The sequence below is a fragment of the Alteromonas sp. McT4-15 genome (assembly GCF_020515205.1).
Taxonomy (GTDB): domain Bacteria; phylum Pseudomonadota; class Gammaproteobacteria; order Enterobacterales; family Alteromonadaceae; genus Alteromonas.
Genome location: NZ_JAJALG010000017.1, coordinates 1 through 21,156, shown reverse-complemented (window position 1 = coordinate 21,156; position 21,156 = coordinate 1). Strand labels below are relative to the sequence as shown.

General features: G+C 42.1%; 17 protein-coding genes and 2 tRNA genes. 8 read left to right on the top strand and 11 right to left on the bottom strand.

Going from position 1 to position 21,156, the window contains the following annotated elements:
* Position 1: 1 nt before the first annotated feature.
* From nusA to LHL20_RS12770, 8 genes are all read right to left on the bottom strand, one after another.
* Positions 2–1,498 carry a transcription termination factor NusA gene (gene nusA, locus LHL20_RS12805; protein ID WP_202261703.1) on the bottom strand — a complete coding sequence of 499 codons (1,497 nt, stop codon included), beginning with the start codon at positions 1,496–1,498 and terminating at the stop codon, positions 2–4.
* Between the two features lie 45 nt (positions 1,499–1,543).
* Positions 1,544–2,002, bottom strand: a complete 459-nt coding sequence (gene rimP, locus LHL20_RS12800; RefSeq protein ID WP_159625919.1) for a ribosome maturation factor RimP — start codon at positions 2,000–2,002, stop codon at positions 1,544–1,546.
* Positions 2,003–2,314: 312 nt separating this feature from the next.
* Positions 2,315–3,316 carry a response regulator gene (locus tag LHL20_RS12795; protein ID WP_226433572.1) on the bottom strand — a complete coding sequence of 334 codons (1,002 nt, stop codon included), beginning with the start codon at positions 3,314–3,316 and terminating at the stop codon, positions 2,315–2,317.
* A 2-nt stretch (positions 3,317–3,318) separates the two neighbouring features.
* Positions 3,319–6,687, bottom strand: a complete 3,369-nt coding sequence (locus LHL20_RS12790) for an MHYT domain-containing protein (protein ID WP_226433571.1) — start codon at positions 6,685–6,687, stop codon at positions 3,319–3,321.
* A 315-nt stretch (positions 6,688–7,002) separates the two neighbouring features.
* Positions 7,003–7,079, bottom strand: a tRNA-Met gene (locus tag LHL20_RS12785).
* Positions 7,080–7,133: 54 nt separating this feature from the next.
* Positions 7,134–7,210 (bottom strand) — tRNA-Met (locus tag LHL20_RS12780).
* Between the two features lie 202 nt (positions 7,211–7,412).
* Complete coding sequence (locus LHL20_RS12775) at positions 7,413–7,715, bottom strand: 4a-hydroxytetrahydrobiopterin dehydratase (RefSeq protein WP_226433570.1); 303 nt, start codon at positions 7,713–7,715, stop codon at positions 7,413–7,415.
* Positions 7,716–7,882: 167 nt separating this feature from the next.
* Entirely contained in the window at positions 7,883–10,576 is a 2,694-nt protein-coding gene (locus tag LHL20_RS12770) for a TonB-dependent receptor plug domain-containing protein (protein WP_202261713.1), read from the bottom strand.
* Between the two features lie 420 nt (positions 10,577–10,996).
* Between LHL20_RS12770 and LHL20_RS12765 the strand changes: the two genes are divergently transcribed.
* Both LHL20_RS12765 and LHL20_RS12760 read left to right on the top strand, forming a co-directional pair.
* Positions 10,997–12,001, top strand: a complete 1,005-nt coding sequence (locus LHL20_RS12765; RefSeq protein WP_226433569.1) for a mechanosensitive ion channel family protein — start codon at positions 10,997–10,999, stop codon at positions 11,999–12,001.
* Between the two features lie 122 nt (positions 12,002–12,123).
* Positions 12,124–12,246 carry an entericidin A/B family lipoprotein gene (locus tag LHL20_RS12760; protein WP_413228899.1) on the top strand — a complete coding sequence of 41 codons (123 nt, stop codon included), beginning with the start codon at positions 12,124–12,126 and terminating at the stop codon, positions 12,244–12,246.
* 87 nt (positions 12,247–12,333) lie between these two features.
* On the opposite strand, the gene LHL20_RS12755 is transcribed toward LHL20_RS12760, so the two are convergent.
* The gene (locus LHL20_RS12755) at positions 12,334–12,783 is read right to left on the bottom strand and encodes a MaoC family dehydratase (RefSeq protein WP_202261715.1); all 450 of its coding nucleotides are present in this window, start codon (positions 12,781–12,783) and stop codon (positions 12,334–12,336) included.
* A gap of 203 nt (positions 12,784–12,986) precedes the next feature.
* Between LHL20_RS12755 and LHL20_RS12750 the strand changes: the two genes are divergently transcribed.
* From LHL20_RS12750 to LHL20_RS12730, 5 genes are all read left to right on the top strand, one after another.
* On the top strand, positions 12,987–13,889 hold the full coding sequence (locus LHL20_RS12750) for a LysR family transcriptional regulator (RefSeq protein WP_159625935.1): 903 nt from the start codon (positions 12,987–12,989) through the stop codon (positions 13,887–13,889).
* 250 nt (positions 13,890–14,139) lie between these two features.
* On the top strand, positions 14,140–14,529 hold the full coding sequence (locus LHL20_RS12745) for a DUF3718 domain-containing protein (protein ID WP_159625937.1): 390 nt from the start codon (positions 14,140–14,142) through the stop codon (positions 14,527–14,529).
* Positions 14,530–14,819: 290 nt separating this feature from the next.
* Positions 14,820–15,212, top strand: coding sequence for a DUF3718 domain-containing protein (locus LHL20_RS12740; RefSeq protein WP_226433568.1), 393 nt, complete (start codon positions 14,820–14,822; stop codon positions 15,210–15,212).
* Positions 15,213–15,407: 195 nt separating this feature from the next.
* Positions 15,408–18,434 (top strand): DUF3857 domain-containing transglutaminase family protein, encoded by a 3,027-nt coding sequence (locus LHL20_RS12735; RefSeq protein WP_226433567.1) that lies wholly within the window; start codon positions 15,408–15,410, stop codon positions 18,432–18,434.
* A 270-nt stretch (positions 18,435–18,704) separates the two neighbouring features.
* Positions 18,705–19,103, top strand: a complete 399-nt coding sequence (locus LHL20_RS12730; protein WP_226433566.1) for a DUF3718 domain-containing protein — start codon at positions 18,705–18,707, stop codon at positions 19,101–19,103.
* Positions 19,104–19,194: 91 nt separating this feature from the next.
* On the opposite strand, the gene LHL20_RS12725 is transcribed toward LHL20_RS12730, so the two are convergent.
* Positions 19,195–19,674 carry a GAF domain-containing protein gene (locus LHL20_RS12725; protein WP_159625944.1) on the bottom strand — a complete coding sequence of 160 codons (480 nt, stop codon included), beginning with the start codon at positions 19,672–19,674 and terminating at the stop codon, positions 19,195–19,197.
* Between the two features lie 373 nt (positions 19,675–20,047).
* Here LHL20_RS12725 and LHL20_RS12720 point away from each other — a divergent pair, with 373 nt between their 5' ends.
* Positions 20,048–20,446 carry a DUF3718 domain-containing protein gene (locus tag LHL20_RS12720; RefSeq protein ID WP_159625945.1) on the top strand — a complete coding sequence of 133 codons (399 nt, stop codon included), beginning with the start codon at positions 20,048–20,050 and terminating at the stop codon, positions 20,444–20,446.
* A 179-nt stretch (positions 20,447–20,625) separates the two neighbouring features.
* Here the strand turns inward: LHL20_RS12720 and LHL20_RS12715 are convergent, their stop codons facing one another.
* On the bottom strand, positions 20,626–21,015 hold the full coding sequence (locus tag LHL20_RS12715; protein ID WP_226433565.1) for a GFA family protein: 390 nt from the start codon (positions 21,013–21,015) through the stop codon (positions 20,626–20,628).
* Between the last annotated feature and the right edge of the window lie 141 nt (positions 21,016–21,156).

Here is a 21,156-nt window from a genome sequence, read left to right as displayed (position 1 = left end):
CTTACTCTTCTTCACTGAACCAAACGATATTACGGGCAGCCATAATAAGGGCACCTGCAGTTTCTTCGTCCAGCTCATCGATATCACTGATATCATCGGTACCTTGTTCTGCTAATTCTTCAAGGTCGGTAACACCGCGGCTGGCCAACACATACGCCACGTGTTTACTCATACCTTCAAGATTTAATAAGGCTTCTGTAGGTTCTGCACCTTCAAGCGATTCTTCGTTTGCTAACGCTCGAGTAGTAAGATAAGCGCGCGCTCTGTTGCGCAACTCTTCTACGGTTTCTTCATCTAACCCTTCAACCGCAAGAAGTTCGCTTGCCGGCACGTATGCCACTTCTTCAAGTGTGGTGAAGCCTTCATCTACAAGTACAGATGCAAATTCTTCGTCAATATCAAGACCTGCAGTAAACAGATCAAGTACCTTCGCATTTTCTTCTTCGTGCTTCTTGTTGAGGTCGTCAACTGTCATCACGTTAAGTTCCCAGCCAGTAAGCTGGCTAGCTAGGCGGACGTTTTGACCACTACGGCCAATTGCTTGTGCTAAGTTGTCAGCTTCAACCGCTACATCCATGCTGTTGCTGTCTTCATCAACAACAATTGACGCAACTTCAGCAGGTGCCATTGCATTGATAACGAACTGCGCTGGGTTTTCATCCCAAAGCACGATATCAACACGCTCGCCGCCAAGTTCACCAGATACTGCTTGTACGCGAGAACCACGCATACCAACACAAGCACCCACTGGGTCTAAGCGCTTATCATTAGTTTTAACCGCAATCTTTGCGCGTGAGCCTGGATCGCGAGCCGCAGATTTAATTTCTAGTGTTTCTTCCGCGATTTCTGGAACTTCTAAACGGAATAGCTCAACGAGCATGTCTGGGTGAGTACGGCTAATAAATAGCTGTGCGCCACGCGCTTCTGGACGGATAACGTAAAGAAGACCACGTACTCTATCTCCCGGACGGAAGGTTTCACGAGGAAGCATATCGTCGCGGTAGATAACGCCTTCAGCGTTGTTACCTAAATCGATGATGATATTGTCGCGGTTAACTTTCTTAACTGTACCTGTAACCAGCTCACCCACTTTGTCTTCGTATTCAGCAATCATTTGCTGACGCTCAGCTTCACGTACTTTTTGTACGATAACTTGCTTAGCGGTTTGCGTAGTTATGCGGTCGAATTTGATAGATTCAATCTGCTCTTCCACATAATCGCCTAGTTGAATCTCTGGTTCGTCAACTTGTGCCGCAGACCAAGTGATTTCAGCAAATGGATTCTCCTGCTCTTGATCGTCAGGAATGACTAGCCAGCGACGGAATGTATCAAAGTCACCCGACGTTCTGTCGATGCTTACACGAACTTCAATTTCGCCTTCGTTTTTCTTTTTGGTTGCACTAGCAATTGCGAACTCTAGCGCTTCAAAAATCTTCTCTCTAGGCACTTGTTTTTCATTTGAAACGGCTTCCGCCACTAACAAAATTTCTTTATTCATTTTCGCCTCTCTTTTGCTTTCGTCGATGAAAGCAGAGCTGTTCCGTTAATCGAACGTGGGAACAACGTTACCTTTTTCGATATTCGCCACAGCTAACTGGAACTGCTGGCCATCCACTTCAATACTTACCATGCCATTTTCGCACGCGAGTACTTTGCCTTTAAAATTACGTCTGTCGCCCATCGGCATAGACAAACGAATTTGAACCACTTCACCCACAGACTCAATGTAGTGCTTTTCTTTGAAAAGCGGTCTGTCCATACCTGGTGATGACACTTCCAAGTTGTATTCAGTGCTAATTGGATCTTCAACGTCCAAAATTGCGCTAACCTGATGACTTACATCTGCACAATCATCTACGGTAATACCGTTTTCATGATCAATAAAAACGCGAAGAATCGAATGTTTCCCCGCTCGTACAAACTCGATGCCAACCAACTCAAAACCAAGCGCTTCAACACCTGGCTCTAGCATTTCGGTTAGTTTCTCTTCAAGTTTTGCCAATGCAAACCTCCAAAAACGAAAAAAGGGCCTAAAGCCCACCTGTCATCACCCGGCTCAGCGAGGCTGACTCCAGGTTTTAATACAACAAAAAGCCCCGGACTAGCGGGGCTTTTATTAAAATTCTGAACCCATACCTGCCAACAAGGGCAGTTGCAAGCCTATGGGTAAAACCACCACAAGGTGATAGCTTGCTAACAACGAGTGCGTTACTTTCCTAAACACTGAGGGAGCCCGCGCTCATCATTGAATGCGCACATTATACTGATAGGCGGTGCATTAAGCAACAGCCAATAGCCCAGAGAGTGCATTCTATTACTCTTCGTCTTTAAACGTGGCTTTGATTTCTAGTATTTGCGGTAAATTCTCAATAAGTAAATCAACCAATTTGGGCTCGAAATGTTTTCCCTTTTGTTCTTTAAGGAAGTCGACTGTTTTTTCAATACTCCACGCTTCCTTGTATGGTCGCTTACTGGTCAATGCATCAAAAACATCGGCAATGGCACAAATGCGCCCTTCGATAGGAATATCTTCCCCTGACAAGCCACGGGGGTAACCACTACCATCCCACTTCTCATGATGAGTCAGTGACACCGACTTTGCCACATTAAGTAACAAAGAATCGCCGCAATCACCAATAATTTCAGCACCAATTTCAGGGTGATGCTTCATTAAGGCAAACTCTTCTTCGGTTAGTTTGCCGGGTTTAAGCATTATGCTATCGGCAATACCAATTTTACCAATATCGTGCATAGGAGCAGCATGCAGTAATATTTCTGCCTGTTTATCAGTTAGCCCATATGCAATTGCCAATACCTTTGAATAATGGCTCATGCGCATTACATGCATGCCCGTTTCGTTGTCTTTATACTCAGCTGCTCGCCCTAAACGCTGCACTACTTGTAATCGGCTTTCGAGCAACTCATCGGCTTGTACCAGACTTAAATGCGTTTTGACCCTGGCTTTTACTACAGCGGGTGATATGGGCTTAATAATGTAATCGACGGCACCAGCATCAAAACCTTCCGCTTCATCATGATCATCATTTAACGCTGTCACAAAAATAATGGGGATATGCTTTGTTTCAGGCAAACCTTTAAGCTGTCGGCACACTTCAAACCCCGTAATACCGGGCATCATTACATCCAGAAGAATCAGGTTTGGTCTTCTTGCAGGCGCTAGTTTCAGCGCCTCTTCACCATTTTTAGCGAAGATCAGTTGATAGTCTGCAGCGAGCAACTGCTTTAAAACGCGTAAGTTGACGGGTTCATCATCGACCAATAACAATGTAGGTTTTGTTACTTCACTATCTAACATAACTACGCTCGTAATTGCTCCAGCTCATCAATCAACGCTTTTATTCCATGCTGCGCTGATTCAAATTCAAAATCATCAATATCTAACAAAATTTGGGCGACATCATCCTTAAACTTGCTTAAACCAATGTCACGCAAGAACGTCAGCTCTTCTTCATCCAGCATATTCTGCTCAACACTTTTTAGCATTTGTTGTAAATGCGCAAGTAACAAGTCACTATCAATACTTTCGTTTATTGCTTGTTCACCATACAGTGGCGATTCACTTAGCATCAGCTCTATCGCTTCAATAGCATTACGCAATTGGTTCACATGTTCTATGTCCACATCTTCTTTAATAGCGTCGGCTTCAAGCAATAACGTCGTCTTAAAGAATGCGGTTAAACACAAGTTACCTGACGTACCTTTCAAATTATGCGTAACAGCAACTACTTTATTATAGTCTTCTGCGATAAGTGCACTCATTAAATCGTCAATTTTTTCTTTACTGTCAACGACAAACTTATCAACCTCTTGAAGTACAACAAGTTCACTTCCCCACAATCCAACCGCTTTTTTCATATTGATGATATGGGAATCGTGTATAACAGCTGCGTCATTGTCTGTTTCGTTATCGTCAAGTACGTTAGCCTTTTCAGCAAGGTCATTGCCCGTTATTGCATTAGTACTAATATTAAGCACTCTGGCAACTTCCTCCATTAACGAAGGGAAATCTACAGGCTTATTTGCAAATCCTTCCATTCCCGCATTTTGCGCAGCATGCTTGTCTTGTATGAGTACACTAGCAGTAAGTGCGATTATCGGCAGAGGAGACAAGCCTTCAGCTTTTTCATAGGCACGCCTTTGCTTTGCAGCTTCGAGGCCATCCATTTTCGGCATTTGCAAATCCATTAGCACTACGTCGAAACTGTAATCTTGCATTTTCTTTAATGCAATTTCACCGTCAGATGCGCTGTCAACACTGTGCCCACTTCGCTTCAGAAGCAACGACAACAACTCGATATTTTGATGTACATCGTCAACCACCAATACGCGAAGTGGCGAGAGCGATGCTACATTGTGATGCACTTTTTCAGCCTCGCTCCTACTTTTCAATTCAACAGGTTCAAGTGGAAGTCTAAAGGTAAATGTTGTTCCTTGATTTATAACGCTTTGGGCAAAAATATTTCCGCCCATTAACTCCACTAATTGTTTGGATATAGTCGTCCCCAGCCCTGTACCACCGTATTTTCGACTCATTGACGCATCCGCTTGAGAAAATGGATCAAAAACCTTTTCCACCTGTTCAGGCGTCATGCCAATTCCTGTATCAGAGACTTCGAAATAAACCTGTTTACCATCGCTGTGCACTCGCACTTGCACTTCACCCTCATGAGTGAATTTAACGGCATTACCAATTAAATTATTCAGGACTTGTCTTAGCCTTTCCGGAACACCGTGATAGCCCTTTGCAACAGATTCATCAACATCTAAAGAGAGCGTCACTTTTTTGCGTTTTGCTTCCAACCAGAATGTTGAAATGACTAAATCCAGTTCCTCTCGTAAGCAAAAATCTCGATAATCTAGTTCTAATTTACCTTTGTCCAATTTGGCGCTGTCTAAGATATCATTAAGCAAATGCAATAAAGAGCGCGCTGAGCGATTAATCGTTGTGAGATGAGACTTCTGTTCCTCTCGAAGTGCCTCTGTAAGCATGAGATCACTAAATCCAATAATGGCGTTCATTGGCGTTCTGATCTCATGACTCATATTGGCAAGAAACGCCGTTCTTGCTGCTGCTGCCTGCTCCGCATTATTTTTTGCTATTTTTAACTCTTCTTCCATCTGACGACGCTTAGTAATGTCGGTAATAAAGCCATCTATGTACAGCAATTCACCGTCGTCATCTTTTACGCACGTGCCTTGTTCAATAACCCACCGAGTGTTTCCCGCTTTATCAATTAAACGGTATTCAATGGTAAAGGTGTCTTGAAATGACGATATATCGCTTAATGCAGCCGCATCGTCAGGGTGATAAAGTTCTGAAAAATGTCGCTTGGGGTTAGGCAATACAAAATCTTCGGGAGGATAGCCGGTTATCTCTTTAATGGCGTTGCTAATAAATACCATTGGCCAACCGTCTTTACATAGCGCTCGATAAGCAGCACCTGGAATGTTAGCAATTAGGCTTCTAAATTTTGCTTCACTTTCCCTAAGCGCGTCTTCCATTTTTTTGCGCGCACGTAAATCTGAAGCAAAAGAAACAAAAACAGGTTTATCATCTACCTTTGTATACCCTATTCCGACTCGAGCAGGTATCCGCGTTCCATCTTTGCGTAATATTTCAACTTCCCGTCCCGCACCAATGATTTGTTCAGTTGGAACGACGCGCTGGTTAAAAAAATCATCATTGTACATGTGCCGACGCTCGGGCGGAACGAGAACAGATGCATGCATACCAATAATCTCGCTCTGTGTGTATCCATAGATATCGACAACTGCAGGATTTGCCGTGCGTACAATCCCTTTATTATCTACTGTAAGAATGGCATCCACAGCAGTGTCGGTAATAGCACTTTGGATCCTCTCACTTTCAACCGCGCGCAACATTACATCTTTATATTTAAAGAGCAGTGTTATACCCAACACAATGGCAATTAACGTTACCGTAAAAATTGCAATGGAAATTGCCAGAACAGCCGCAACTTCCGACGTCTGATTTGAAGTTTCTAAACCCGGAGGTAATACAAAACGTGCAGCTGCCATGCCCGTATAATGCATTCCTGCAATGGCTAAGCCCATGACAACACTGGCCAAAACAACGTGTTTACCCAACAGGTCTTTTGATCTAGTTGCTGCTGTAATGCCAAACTTTATCCATAACGACAGCATGGCCAACGCAACCGCCACAACAATCGACAATAAAAATATAGGGAGGTCATAACGCAATAGAGGTGCCATTTCCATTGCGGCCATTCCGCTGTAGTGCATGGTACCTATACCTGCGCCAACCAGAATCCCTCCAATGACAATTTCGTGAACTGTTATTTTGCTTCTTATCAGCAAATTTAACGCGACCCACGCAGCGGCAATACCGGGCAATGCAGACAGTGCAGTAATAGAAACGTTGTAGTCGACGGGGAGGCATAGATCAAAGGCAGTCATACCCAGAAAGTGCATCGACCAAATACCACCGCCTAAGGCTAAACTTCCCGTACCCAGTAAAATATTTTTGCGACTTTTCTCTTCAGTTACCGCGGCTTGCCCCGCCACATTAAATGCCATGAATGACGCAAAAATGGCGACAATCAATGATAAAAGCACCAGAGGTAAGTTATAGAATCCTTCTATGAGCCTAGCTTGTTCTTCAAAATTAAAATATTGAGACACCATATTTAAGCCTTAGTTACTCAGTAGACTGCACACAGACATATAAATTATTGTCTTTTGGGCAAGTAATAATAGACAAAGCATATTGCGCTTTATCGTATACATCATTACTCGGTATACCCAAATTAGCACAAGTTGCAGTGTGATTTAACTATGCAAAAGCTATACGAAGCGTGGTGCGATACTTACAAAGTAGTGGAGTGTTGTGAAGTGCACGAAGTATATTCGTAAATACATACTACCTTGGAGGGTAATGAGATACGTAAGCTTATTTTCACGCTGAAAAGAAAAAACCCAGCAAATGCTGGGTTTTTTATGTGGTTGCGGGAGCAGGATTTGAACCTACGACCTTCGGGTTATGAGCCCGACGAGCTACCAGACTGCTCCATCCCGCGTCTGTACGGTTAAACGTGTTGTTTACACATTTAAAAAATTCACCTAATTTTCTGTGGTTGCGGGAGCAGGATTTGAACCTACGACCTTCGGGTTATGAGCCCGACGAGCTACCAGACTGCTCCATCCCGCGCCAGAAAATTACCGTTTAAAGCGATTCGTTTAGTGCCTCGCTTCAACGTGGTGCGTATTATACATAGGGACTTTACTAACACAAGTGCCTAACACCGAAATATTTCAAATTTCTGACTGTTCGCGGTTAATTTGACCAATGTGTACAAAGTTAATACGAATTAGCCCCTAATTGTGACGAAAAGCAAAATATGGCTAACCAATTATTTAAATTTTTCCATCTTTTCTGCTAAGGAAAAATCTAATTCGCTAAGGCCATCAGCATCATGAGTGGTTAATCGAACTTCTACTTTGTTATATACATTGAACCATTCTGGATGATGTTTAAGCTTTTCCGCCCAAATGGCAATTTGAGACATCCACCCGAAAGCCCTAATAAAACTTTTGAACGTAAACGTCTTTTTAATAGCATCACCGTCTTGCTCCCATTTTACGTCATCACTAATCATGGCGTTCAATGCTTCAAGCTTGGTTTGAATTTCTGCATTTGACAACTTATCTGGCATAAGAGATCCCCTATTACTGTTGTTTGTGGTTACTCTAATAGATACAGAAGAGATTAAAAGTAGCAGAAAAAATAAAACAAAAAATCCTGTGGTGATTAAAGTTTACAAAAAAACCGACCTTAGCCTTAAGGTCGGTTTTATCTTACAAACACTAAAGTGCAAGCGCTTTAGAACTCTACAGCCAGTCTTGCGTATATCTGGCGTCCGCGAGGGTCGTGAACTTTTGAGTCAAAACCACTGTTAGTAAATACTTGCGGTGGCTCTTCATCAAACAAGTTTATACCGCCCACAGTTAATACGTAGCTTTGCTCAGTATTAAACACACTGCCCAGGTCGATATTATACTGCGCATCAACGGTAACTATGCTGTCAATTTCATAGAAACCATTCGCGCAACCGCCTGTGTTGGATGTGCCATCTGCGCAGTTTTGATCATCATCGTACGAAGAAATGTATCGTACAAATAGATTTGCAGCGTGTACATCATGTTGCCAAGCCAAACCAATGTTCATTCGAAGCTCCGGTGACGATACACCGATGTTATTGAAGTTACGGCGACCGGCACCGTCAACATTACCCGCTTGTGGATCCATCAAGTCATACTTAGTGATGTACGTTGCGTGTATTGACGGCGTAAAGTTACCTAACTCTGTTTCCATCTTGTAGCTAGTGACAAAGTCAATACCTGACGTTTCAAGTGAACTTGCATTTACGTAAGTATTGTTAATTTGAAGTACAGGACCACTTACTGGGTCGCCAGCACGAACAATTCTGTCGGTATCTGTTGGGTCTGCATTAAGCAGTGCTTGTGCATTTTCTTGGATGATCAAATCTTCGAATTCAAAGTTCCAATAATCAACCTCTACCGACAAGTCTCTAAATGGCTCGTAAGAGAAGCCAATGTTATATGCCGTAGACTCTTCTGGCTTCAGATCCTCATTACCCACCGTGCGAACCGCCACAAAAGCTTGTGCCCCCTGAACAGGGTCAACCACCTGCTGTAATGACGTGGCTCCACCTTGTGCAAGGAATACTGTTGGTGCTCTAAACGACGTTGATATTGAACCACGTAGCGAGAATTCATCTGATGCGCGCCAAGAAACCGCAAGTTTAGGGTCTACGGTGCTGCCAATATTGCCGCCATAATCTTCATAGCGAACAGCAACTTGCACATCTAGTTCATCGTTTATTGGCAACGCCAATTCACCGAAAGCAGCCCATACATCTTGGCTTCCATCTAAATCAGGGTTACCGATAACAAAGGTAAAACTATCTTGGTTAGACAGTTCGTCGTAATCTTGCGACAACTTATTTTCTCGATACTGAATACCAAGTGCTAGTGCTGCATAGCCCCCACCCATTTCGAACGTATCGAATGACGTAAACGCCTCGAACACTTCAAGATCGGCTTTCGAATCGATAACTTGCTTACCCGTGAATGAACTAATTACATAGTCAGAATTCGGCGCGCTTGTGTATGAGGTTGCAAAAGGATTAAAGAATTCACAGCTTCCTTGACCAGGCGCTCCTAATACCGGATTACAGTCTGAACCGCCAAATCCTAGTAACGCTAACTGGAACTCAGTGTTAAGCACATCAGGTACCGAGAACAAGAAGTCGTTCACCGCGCGAGTGTAGCTCACTTCCCAGAAACCTGAGTCAGTGACACCTTGCAAATTAGTACTAAAACGGAACGTATCCGATTCGGTATTTGCTGCATCACCAGGTTGACCGTTACCTTCAGCACGTCCGAAAAACGCTACTGAACGACCAAATGGGTTTTGTGGGTGATAATCAGGTACGACAGGCGCAGTAAGAATTGGAAAACTTGGTGCACCACCACGCTCAGCACGGTTTCTTGCCATGCCTATTTCAGTTGTCCACGTAATATCGTCGGTAAATTCGTATTCAGCACGTGTATACGCGTTTATACGACTTTCGTCAGGAACATATGAATAATATGGACCAAAATCAAATCCACACAGACCAACATCAAGACCAGGAACCGTACCCTCTGGCGCAAGCACTTGTGGGTAGCCCCCAAATTCTTCACATCCATATGGGTCAATTACGGGAACGCCTGGTGCAATAAAGAAGCTCGCTGGATTACCTAGTGCACTCGTGTCGTCTTGGGGACGACTTAAACGTCTATCATTTATAAACAACGGTGAGCGGTTTGTGTAGCTTATCGCAGCAATTACGTTCCCCTTGTCTCCCGTTGCTCCCCAAAGACCTTGAAGAATGTACTCTTTGTTATCGCCATGCGCGCCATCTTGATAATCAACGCTAACCATGGCACCGTCGTAATTGCGCTTGGTGATAAAGTTAACAACCCCAGCAACGGCATCTGAACCATACAGCGCTGAAGCACCGTCTTTAACAACTTCCATTCGGTCAATGGCAATCATTGGCACAAGTGAACTGGTGTCAACAAAGTTTAAGCCTTCATTAGTCGGCTGTGCATTAACTACTTGGCGTTTGTTGTTCAGCAGTACTAACGTTGATGCTACACCCAAGCCCCTTAGGTTAATATTAGATGTACCAGCGGTTGCGTTTTGCGTAAACGCATCAGGGTTATTCTCAGCACCGGTATTGATTGTGAGTGTTTGTGTGATATCAGCGATATTTTTAGCACCAATGGCATCAATCGCTACGCTGTCTACCACAGCAAGTGGTGAGGGAGATTCAAAGTTTTCGCTACGGCGTACGAAACTGCCGGTCACGAGAATAAGCTCTACGTCCTTTTTCGCTTCTTTCTCGCTTTCTGTATCAGCATCCTGAGCCGTTGCAAGAAAAGGAGAACAAAACAGTGCAGTGCCAACCATTGCAGCAACTGCGGTCTTACGCGTTTTCAATTTCATAGTGTGATTCCAAATCTGGGCTTATCACTACCGGCTTTACTACACACACGCTCCGCTAGTAACAGGCTATTCGATTTCGTGTTGTTATTGTGTGAGGCACCGCTCATCGGTGACCTACACGATTGATACTATGCTTGAAATTTAAGTTTGTAAATTTATTGTGAATAATATGTTTACATCAATTTTACACATGGTCAGACCAGATATACTTATGGTGAAGTAATGCTAAACACGCGTTCAGTAACGCTTGTTACTGTGAATAAGTTGCCAAAACCATGAAATATGTTCCCATCGGTCGGTTTACCAATACATTTATTGAACATAAATAAACAATATTTTCAGCAACTTAAAACTCTTTAAAGGCAGGAATACTTCTTGATTACCCTTACTCATTGAATAAGTCATTGCATTAAGGTGTTTATGGAATTTCCCAAAGTTGATGAGATTTACAAGCTGTTGAGTGAAAAGCTAGAAACTTGGGTAGAGAGTGCAATAACGATTTTGCCGAATATTGTTGTCGCATTTTTGATTGCAATTGTATTCGGCGTACTCGCTAAGATCATAGGCAATGTCGTTGGAAAACTCATGCGACGTACTTTTGAGTCACGGCAAATAGCGGGGCTACTAACCTCAATCATTAAAACAATAATCATTGTAGCGGGTATTTTTATCGCGCTTGATTTTGTTGGGCTTAAAGGAACCGTCACCTCTTTATTAGCAGGTGCAGGTATTGTGGGATTGGCAATTGGCTTTGCCTTCCAAGACATGACCGAAAATTTTATTGCCGGCGTCGCTATGGGCATTCGCAAGCCCTTTGATATTGGAGATGTTATTGAAGCTGAAGGCGTATTTGGTAACGTTAAAGAAATAAATCTGCGTAATACATTGGTTGAAACCTTCTATGGTCAATTAGAAGTTATTCCGAACAAGATTCTCTTTAGAAATATCCTTACCAACTATTCGTATTTAGGTTATCGCAGAATAGAAATACCGGTTGGCATTTCCTACGCTGACGACATCGAAACTGCGGCAAGCGTTATAACTAATGCCATGAACGATAAAGACTACGTTATCAAGAAAGATGAAACGGCGGTATATGCAGAGTCGTTCGGAGACTCTTCAATTAACTTATTATTATGGTTTTGGATCCGCTATCCAGGTGATCCCGGCTTTATGTTTGTTCGCCACGATGCAATCAATACAGTAAAAACCGTGCTGGAAGAGAACGACATATTAATCCCATTCCCCATCAGAACGCTGGACTTTAATGCCAAGGGTGGTGACAAACTCAATGCTATGTTAGCTAAATCAGAAAACAGTACATCTGATTCTGAGTGCAAACACAATAGCAATAAGCAATCCTCTGCTGCAGAACGCTCCCATCAAGATGGTAACGGTGGAAAAGCATCTACTGTGCAGGAATAAAAAGTGTGAATGTCATGAATGTAGAACTACTTTCGCACCAAATGAATGACTAAACAATAGAGTAATAAAAGGAGCAACACATGGAGTTAATTAAGATGTCAAAACTAAAGAATGTATTTTTTATGTTGGTACTTGCTAGCGGTCTTGGTGGTTTAGGCGGATGCGCTACTGTAGAAGGTGCAGGAAAAGACATACAAAGTGCAGGCGAAGCCATTGAAGAAGGTGCAGAAGAAGCTTCTAATTAATTTAGACTTCACATTTATCGCCGTTATTTTGAGACCAAAAGATGCATCACGTTTCTTTTGGTCTCTTCGTTTCTCAGTATGATAAATTTAAGGTCTAAGCACTGCCAACATTAAAAAACTTCCCACAAGTGCAGCGTTGCCCGACGATTTCAATATACACTTGCCATCAACTTTGAATAGTTTCCCCTGTGGTTTTTCCACAGTCTCACTTAGCGTGAATGTATATTTCACTGCATCACCACTTTTGACAGGCTCTAAAAAGCGCAGTTTATCAATTCCATAGTTGATCATAGAAGCCACTTTTTCGCTTGGCGCGATAACTTCGCCAAATGCTTTTGGCATAAGACTAGCGGTTAAAAAGCCATGCGCTATCGTAGTGCCAAAAGGACTTTCGCTTTTGCATCGCTCACTATCGAGATGAATCCACTGATGATCACCTGTCGCATCAGCAAATTGATTTATCATATTTTGCGTTACTTCTAACCAGTCAGGCTGTGTGAGCACATCCCCTACAGCTAAATCTATGAGAGTTTTCATATTTCAGTCCAATGAGCATTAATCTAAGACAAAGCTACTATTATTAGCTTGAATGTTTCAATTAACTTTTAATAATAGGTATTTATAAATATTCTTGTTACACTAACGTAAATTATTCGTAGAAGCTATGTAGCATTTAGGCGAGCGCCAAAGTTTCAGTGTCTATTGGCTTATTCAGAGCACTCGCGCTTAAAGGATTAGTTATGAATCTCAATAGAATCGATTTAAATCTCTTCGCGGTATTTGACGCTATTTATACAGCTGGCAGTCTCACGAAAGCCGCTGACGTATTGTGTATTACTCAGCCAGCGGTAAGCAACTCGTTAGCGAGACTAAGAGAAATGCTCAACGATCCACTATTTGTTCGCACGGGGCATAGCATGACGCCAACACCCGTTGCGCAAAACATTATCGTACCCGCTAGACAAGCGTTAGCGCTGCTAAGAAAAAGCGTACAAGAAAGCCATACTTTCGACCCCCTTACTGCTGAAAAGTCATTTAATTTTGCAAGCCGAGATTTGTTAGAAGCGAGTATCATGCCGCGTCTGGTTGCGCGACTGCAAAACTTGGCACCTAATATTGCTTTGACCAACTATGAAATTCCAAGAAGCCAGGTGGTTTCGGCAATGGCAGCTGGCACCCTCGACTTTTTTGCTGATGCCTCAACGTTCACAGACCCACATCTGTGCAAAGAAAAAATCGCTCAAGACAGATTTGTTGTCCTTGCAAGAAAAAATCACCCAGCACTTAAAAATGGCCTCGACTTAGACACTTTTTTACGGTTAGGCCATATCAATGTATCTCAACGTAAATCTGGAGCGGGTCCAATCGATATCGCATTGGATAAAATGGGTAAACGTAGAAAAGAAGTAATGCGAGGCCAACACTTCTTAACGGTTCCCAGTACCATAGTTAAGACTGACCTTATCGCTTGCCTACCGTTTCATTTAGCGAAACACTACGACCTGGCAATTTACGAGATGCCATTTGACCTTCAACCTGTCGAGTACTTCCTTTACTGGCACGTAAGTGCAGACCACGATTACGCGCATATGTGGATGCGTGAACAAATTATGGAAGTCGCCAGCAACTTCAAACCACACTAAAACGTTAATGGTTGCCTTGTAGTGACACTCCCTACAAGGCGCCTTTTAATATCGCTTTGCCGTCATAGCGCATACCGCCAAAGAGCAAATCAAGCAGCTGATTATTATAGCTTTTTCAGCAAAAAAACCTCTCGATTAGTATCCACTTTAATACCTGTGTATTACCCTGATTATTTTCTACCCTCGAATTTTGACATTTAATTCTTATCAAGCAAAGAATCGTTCTTATGCTGATTGTAGGATATTGACCATGTTGAAAATCGTAAAAACTTCAGTTGTTGTTGGTGCATTAGCACTTTCTAATTTTGCTTATGCCGATGTAAGCGAAGCGTTAGCAAATATTTGTACTATTGTACAAGCAGATGACAAAGGCGAATTGCGCAAGAAGATGCGTGCAGTAGAAGCCGACTATCGCTTAAAGCTGGGCGATTATTATTCAGGTATCAGTTGTAGCGGTAATAGCCTGATCCGCACTGCGATGTTAAGTAACGCAGTTGAAACGGGCGAACTACTTGTTAAAAAGATGCCAAAAGGCGATTTAGAAGCACCTGAAGCTGATGGCAAAACGCTACAAGCGTGGGTAGTGGAGAATGGTCTTCAAGATAGTCCAATCGCGGCAGTTATCAGCGCTCGTCTGTAATAATTTTCACACCATGTGAAGTCAATTCAACATGGTTGCAGGGGTATCTCTGCACGGTAAGAAGCGACCTTCGGGTCGCTTTTTATTTTTCACTCTGTCAAATTTCTCATTTAGCTTGAAATAGCATCAACAAAAAGACGGTTTTTTTCAACCTATCAAATACATAACGTCTTTAACGTATTAAATCGAATACGCGGTTATCACCTTCTATGTTTTTCTGTGCCCAATCTTTTACTTTAATACAGGGGTCGAGTAAGTATCCGTTAACCAAATTTTGAAGGAATTTAACCATGTTGAAAATTGTTAAAACTTCTCTTGTTATTGCAGCAACACTAGGTGTGTCAGGTATGGCACAAGCAGATGTAAACGAAGCACTAGCTAACATTTGCACTATCGTTCAAGCAGACGACAAAGGCGAACTGCGTAAAAAAATGCGTGCTGTTGAGTCGGATTATCGTTTAAAGCTGCGAGACTATTATTCAGGCGTAAGCTGCGGAGGTAATAGCCTTATCCGCACGGCTCTGCTGAGCAACGCAGTAGAAGCAGGTGCATTGCTTGTTAAAAAGATGCCTAAAGCCGACCTAGCTGCACCTGAAGCAGATGGCAAAACACTACAAGCATGGGTGGCTGAGAATGGCTTGCAAGACAACCCAATTGCTGCGGTAATTAACGACCGTCTATAAACATATTCACGCCATGTGAAATCAGTTCAACATGGTTGCAGAGCAATCTGCACTTTAAGAAGCGGCCCACGGGCCGCTTTTTTCTTTGTGTTACGATGCCTAATTAGCTCCAATCATTGCGACTAATTATTACTAAACCTCAAGTCATATTTTAGGTATATTGCATGGTTGAATTTACTGTGTGAAATGGATTTTATGAAATCAGTCTTTACCTTTGTTGCTATTGTTATTGGATTATTCTCGTTTGGGGCGTTAAGCGCAGAAAGTGAAGGTTATCGCAATACCCCTACCCCAGACTGGGTAAAAAAACGCATGCTTGACACCACCACGCCAATTCCTGTGGACCTTATTTCTAGCGGCGTTTTCTATCGTGTGGTTGACGACCAAATAAAGGTAACAAGCGAGGGAGAAAAGCAATACTACACGCGAATCGCACAAACAGTCGCTAACGCAAAAGGGTTGGATGGCAGTTCGCAGATTGAAATTCATTTTGATCCCACTTATGAATCACTATTGATTCACGATATTAGCGTTGTAAGAGACGGTGAACGTGTGAGTCGATTAGAAAGTGCTGATATTTCTTTATTCAACAGCGAGCAAGATTTTGAGCGTCGCATCTACGATGGCACAATCACTTACAATGCAATTTTAGACGATGTTTTAGTTGGCGATACGGTTGACTTTAGCTATTCAATTATTGGCAGTAACCCCGTCTATCGAGGTATTTTTTCAACTGGCCGCACACTAGTATGGAATATTCCGGTAGAAGACCAATACCATCGTGTTTTGTGGGGTAAATCCTCCCCTCTCTACGTAAGCCAGCGAAACGGACAGACCCCAGTTACGAAAACGCAAAGCGACGGTTTCACCGATTACAGCGTACATATCGAAATGGTGCCTCCACAGCAATTCGACAACCAGTCACCTGATTGGTTTTTACCGCGCCATCAAATAAATTATACCGAGATGCCCAGCTGGCAAGCCGTTAATGAGTGGGCCATGACCTTGTATCAAGATTTAGGTGTGGACGACTCTGTCAGAGCAATCGCACAAGACATTAAAAACCAGACTGCATCCACAGAAGCGCAATTAGCAAAAGCGCTGAGCTACGTTCAAAACAACATACGCTACGTAGGAATAGAGATAGGTGCAAATTCTCACATACCGACACCATCGAAGGACACATTACGTCTAAAATATGGCGACTGCAAAGACAAGTCAGTATTGCTTCTTGCCATTATGCGTGAGCTTGGTATTACTGGATTCCCTGCATTGGTTAACACCGAAATAGGTAAGTCCCTCGATACGCTCCCCCCTGCAGTGACGCGCTTTGACCATGTTATTGTCAACGCAATTATTGACGATAAATCACTTTGGCTCGACCCAACAATGACAGATCAATTCGGGCCATTAGATAACCTCTATCAACCTGACTTTGGGTACGCATTGGTAGTGAGAGAAAATGAAAAATCACTCACACAAATGAATGCCACAAGCATTTCAAATATTGATGTTATAGAGACCTACGTTATTCCAAAAGACATCAAAGAGAACGCACAATTATATGTAAAGTCACAGTATTTAGGCTGGCAAGCGCAGCGCATTGTTTCTAATTATGAGGAAGACGGTGCAGCAAGCCTAGAAAAGCAATATCTTGAGTACTATCAACGTGCATTTCCTAACGCTGCGGTGGCAACGCCACTTTCTTTGGTTGTCAACGCCGAAAACGGTAGGGCGACGCTCAATGAGCACTATGTAATTGAAAACGCTTTTACAGAAAGTGAACATGGTTTCGAAATGGATTTTTACGCAACCGACGTGCGTAATCAACTGACTAAACCTAAAGTGATAAACCGCAACGCTCCCTACGCTCGCTCATTTCCAATGGACGTTGCTAATACGATAAAATTACAATTCGCTGACGACTCGTGGGCATTTGATGACGAGGAATTCTCTGAAGATAATCCGTACTTCAATTATCAATACAGTGCAACTTACAAAGATAAAACCCTTACGCTTTCGTATCAGTACAGTGCTAAAAAAGACCACGTTCCTGCCGATGAAATAGAAGAATATCTCGCAGCGAGAGACCGAGCTAGAGACTACTCAAGCTATAGTATTATTTGGTATAAGCGTAACAGTTCTTCCGACACAGCGCCCTCTTCAACCATTGAAAACACAAACACCTTTGATGAGTTTGCATTCTTAGGCTACCTCGCCATCGCGCTTATTGTACTTTTCATTTTAATGCTTATTGATTGGCGTTTAGCAGCCACATCTCGCAATGACAGTGAGCACTTGCGGTTTCAAGTCGTTCCACTTCCCAAATTTTTGCTAATGGGCATATTTACGTTTGGCTTATATTGTCACTATTGGGTTTATAGGAATTGGTTTTTAATAGAAAAACAAGATAACAAAGGCACCTGGCCAATTGCTCGAGGGATATTTGCACCGTTTTGGCTATATCCTCTTTACTGTAAACTGAAACAACATGCTGATAACGAGTCAGATTCACCATCATTGTTTCCAACTCATATTGGCATACTTACAGCGGCGCTCTATTTTGTTATGTATTTTACAGTAAATACGATAGACGCAGCTGGAGCGGTTATACTTGAGACAGACCTACTCAGCGTCAGTATCATTTTATCAATGCTGCTTCCCTTACCTTTCGTACCTTATATTCGCTATATCAACAAAGTATACGCATCACACAACCAAGACTGTAAAAACGGAGCCAAAATAGGTTTTAGGCATGTGTTGATTAGCGCTATATGCTTTCCATTTCTTATGCTTAGCATGGGGCAATTGTTAAATGTTCTCCCTTCAGGTGATGTTGTTGAAGGAAGTGATTTATGGTCTCACGATATCGCCTTTATGTATCGTGAAAATCTTATCGAGGGCACAGAGCAAATTCAGTACTTTTATAGTGACGCAATACTTCTAAATCAACTAGATGGAAATGGTTATACCGACAAAAAAGTCTTTTCTTACTGGATTGATGACGAAGTGGGCTTAGTATCAGAATTTGCATCCTACAAAGATATTAAAGACATCGAGGTAGACTATTCCGACGATAAGCTTGAAGTCACCACTATAAAAATAGTACGAGAAGACGACAGCGATTTCTTCCTCTATGTTTACTCTTCAACAGGTAAAGACAACCTATTTATTGACGCATTAATGAGCAACTGGAAGACAAAGAAAGGCAACAAAACTTAAGACTTTCAAAAGAAAACAACTTGAACAGAAGCAAATAAAGCACATTTCTTGCGCTTTATTTGCTTATTTTTCAACCTTCCAAAGAACCCACAAAAGCCCCAGATAAACCAATAAAAACAACAACTTAAATACAATCTACTGTATATTAACCCCACAAAAACGTATCAAATAAAATACGCAGTTATCCTTCAGCATGTTTTTTAAACACATCAGTTATTCTTTAATTAATTGCGAACAGACAAACCAAACACAACCGAAGGAACTTTAACCATGTTGAAAATCGTTAAAACTTCTCTAGTAATCGCAGCTTCTACTTTAACTTTCTCGAATGCAGCACAGGCTAACGACATAAACGAAGCATTAGCTAATATATGCACCATCGTGCAGGCTGACGACAAAGGCGAACTGCGCAAAAAAATGCGTAGCGTACAGTCGGATTTTAAATTGAAACTTCGCGATTATTACTCTGGTATCTCATGTGGTGGCCAAAGCCTGATAAGAACAGCACTAACTAATAATGCCGTTGAAGTAGGTACACTTCTTGTTAAAAAAATGCCGAGTAAAGATCTTCAAGAGCCAGAATCTGACGGTAAAACACTACAAGCGTGGATTGCAGAGCAAGGTTTACAATCGTCGCCAATTTCAGCTGAGTTAAACGAGCGAATCTAAAACGAAATTCACATAGCCATGTGAGCTGATTCAACATGGTTGCAGATTAATCTGCAGTGACAAATAGCGACCTACGGGTCGCTTTTTTATTTTAGTTACTTAAGTGACGAATATTTGAAAAGATGGAAACAATACGCGCTATACGTTTGAGCTCATTTACCTCTTCATCGCCCCACAATGCACATTGGCCCGTTGACTCACAACATATTATGCCAAATGGAGAAAAGGCATTGTCAAATACATAGTCCATCATTGAATGAACTGACTCTTCCTCAAAATACCCCTCTGCGAAACAAGAAGTGTCAGGATGGTTTCTTGCGTCAAGTGCCAAAATAGAGAGTTTTTCCAAAATTGCGTCGAAATAATCAGGATAATCGCTGCGCTGGTAGACTAAATTTGAGGGTTGAGAAAAACCCTCAGTGTTAAGTAGCGCCAAACAAGTGATACTTTCATTACCTTCATCGAATTGCCAAAGACTAACACGGTCAGCGTTGGGGATCGCTTTTCTCACCGCCAGACATACTGCTTTTAAAAAATCAGGTAATGCAACGTCAGGATTTGCCAATGTCATACTTAATTCTGTAAACGGGTCTATCACTTCACTCCCCCACCGCAATTAAAGGAAACCCTCATCATCTATTTATGTTCAAAAGCACAAAAATTGCCATTATTTTTGGGTTAAATAACGTGAAAAGGACAACGCCTCCCTGAAGAGTTCTTATCAATTCACTCATAAAACATACAAACAACACCTTTCCCACAAAACACCACAACCTCGCCTAACACCTTGTTAAATATGGGCTAGCCAACCATGCCACTGGGTCAAAAAAAACTAAAAGTATTAAAACCGATACGCTGTTATTCCACTGCATGTTTTTCGCACAGTATTTTTGTTTTTTAATACATCTCGAACAGACAAACAAATTAACCGAAGGAATTTAACCATGTTGAAAATCGTTAAAACTTCTCTAGTAATTGCAGCATCTACTTTAGCTTTCTCTAACGCAGCGCAAGCTAACGACATTAACGAAGCATTAGCTAACATCTGTACTATCGTACAAGCAGACGACAAAGGTGAACTGCGCAAAAAAATGCGTAGCGTACAGTCGGATTTTAAATTGAAACTTCGCGATTACTATTCAGGCATTTCATGCGGTGGCCAGAGCCTTATTAGGACTGCGCTGTCAAACAATGCAGTTGAAGTAGGCACACTTCTCGTTAAGAAAATGCCGAGCAAAGATTTACAAGCGCCTGAAGCTGACGGCAAAACATTATCAGCCTGGATTGCTGAGCAAGGACTTCAGTCTTCGCCAATTTCAGCGGAACTGAACGAGCGTATCTAAAACGTATTCACATAACCATGTGAACCTTTTCAACATGGTGGCAGCGAAAGCTGCACTAAAGGCCCCTTCTAGGGGCCTTTTTCTTTTCTACGGTTAAAAACTGGTACGCATCCCCTTGATGTAACAACTATGCTTTACCGTCAGCTTTATCCATGTAGATAGAAAAACACCACAGAATACTACCCAAAGCCCTTCTCCATTTTTCTCAAGCTTCCTAACTCACTTAGCCATTTGAGTTGCGATTCGCAATAGGTATCAACTAAGGGTACTAATTGGTTTGCCTTATCCAACGCACCTAAATAAACGATCTTAAGACCAGCATACTTAGGATTTTCGTTAAAAATAGGCGTAGCACAATTTAAGCACACGTGTTTACTAGCATTGTCAGAAAGCTGAATCGCTTTCAGATCACCACATTCCTTTACAAACTCATTACTGGCGACCACGACATAAGTTGAAAATGCACTTCCGTTCGCCTTTCTACAAAGATCACAGTGGCAATTTAGAATGGTCTTAATATTTTTTGAAATTGTGAACTTCACTGCATTACAATGACATCTTCCCTTCATGCAATCCTCTTTTACTCATTTACAACACGAAAACTCTATTTCGCGTGATGACTGACAATTCTGAATCAAAGTTTCTCAAATGTTATTGCAGCAATTGCAATTAAAAGCGATTTTTACATGATTATCCTTATCTTATTATTG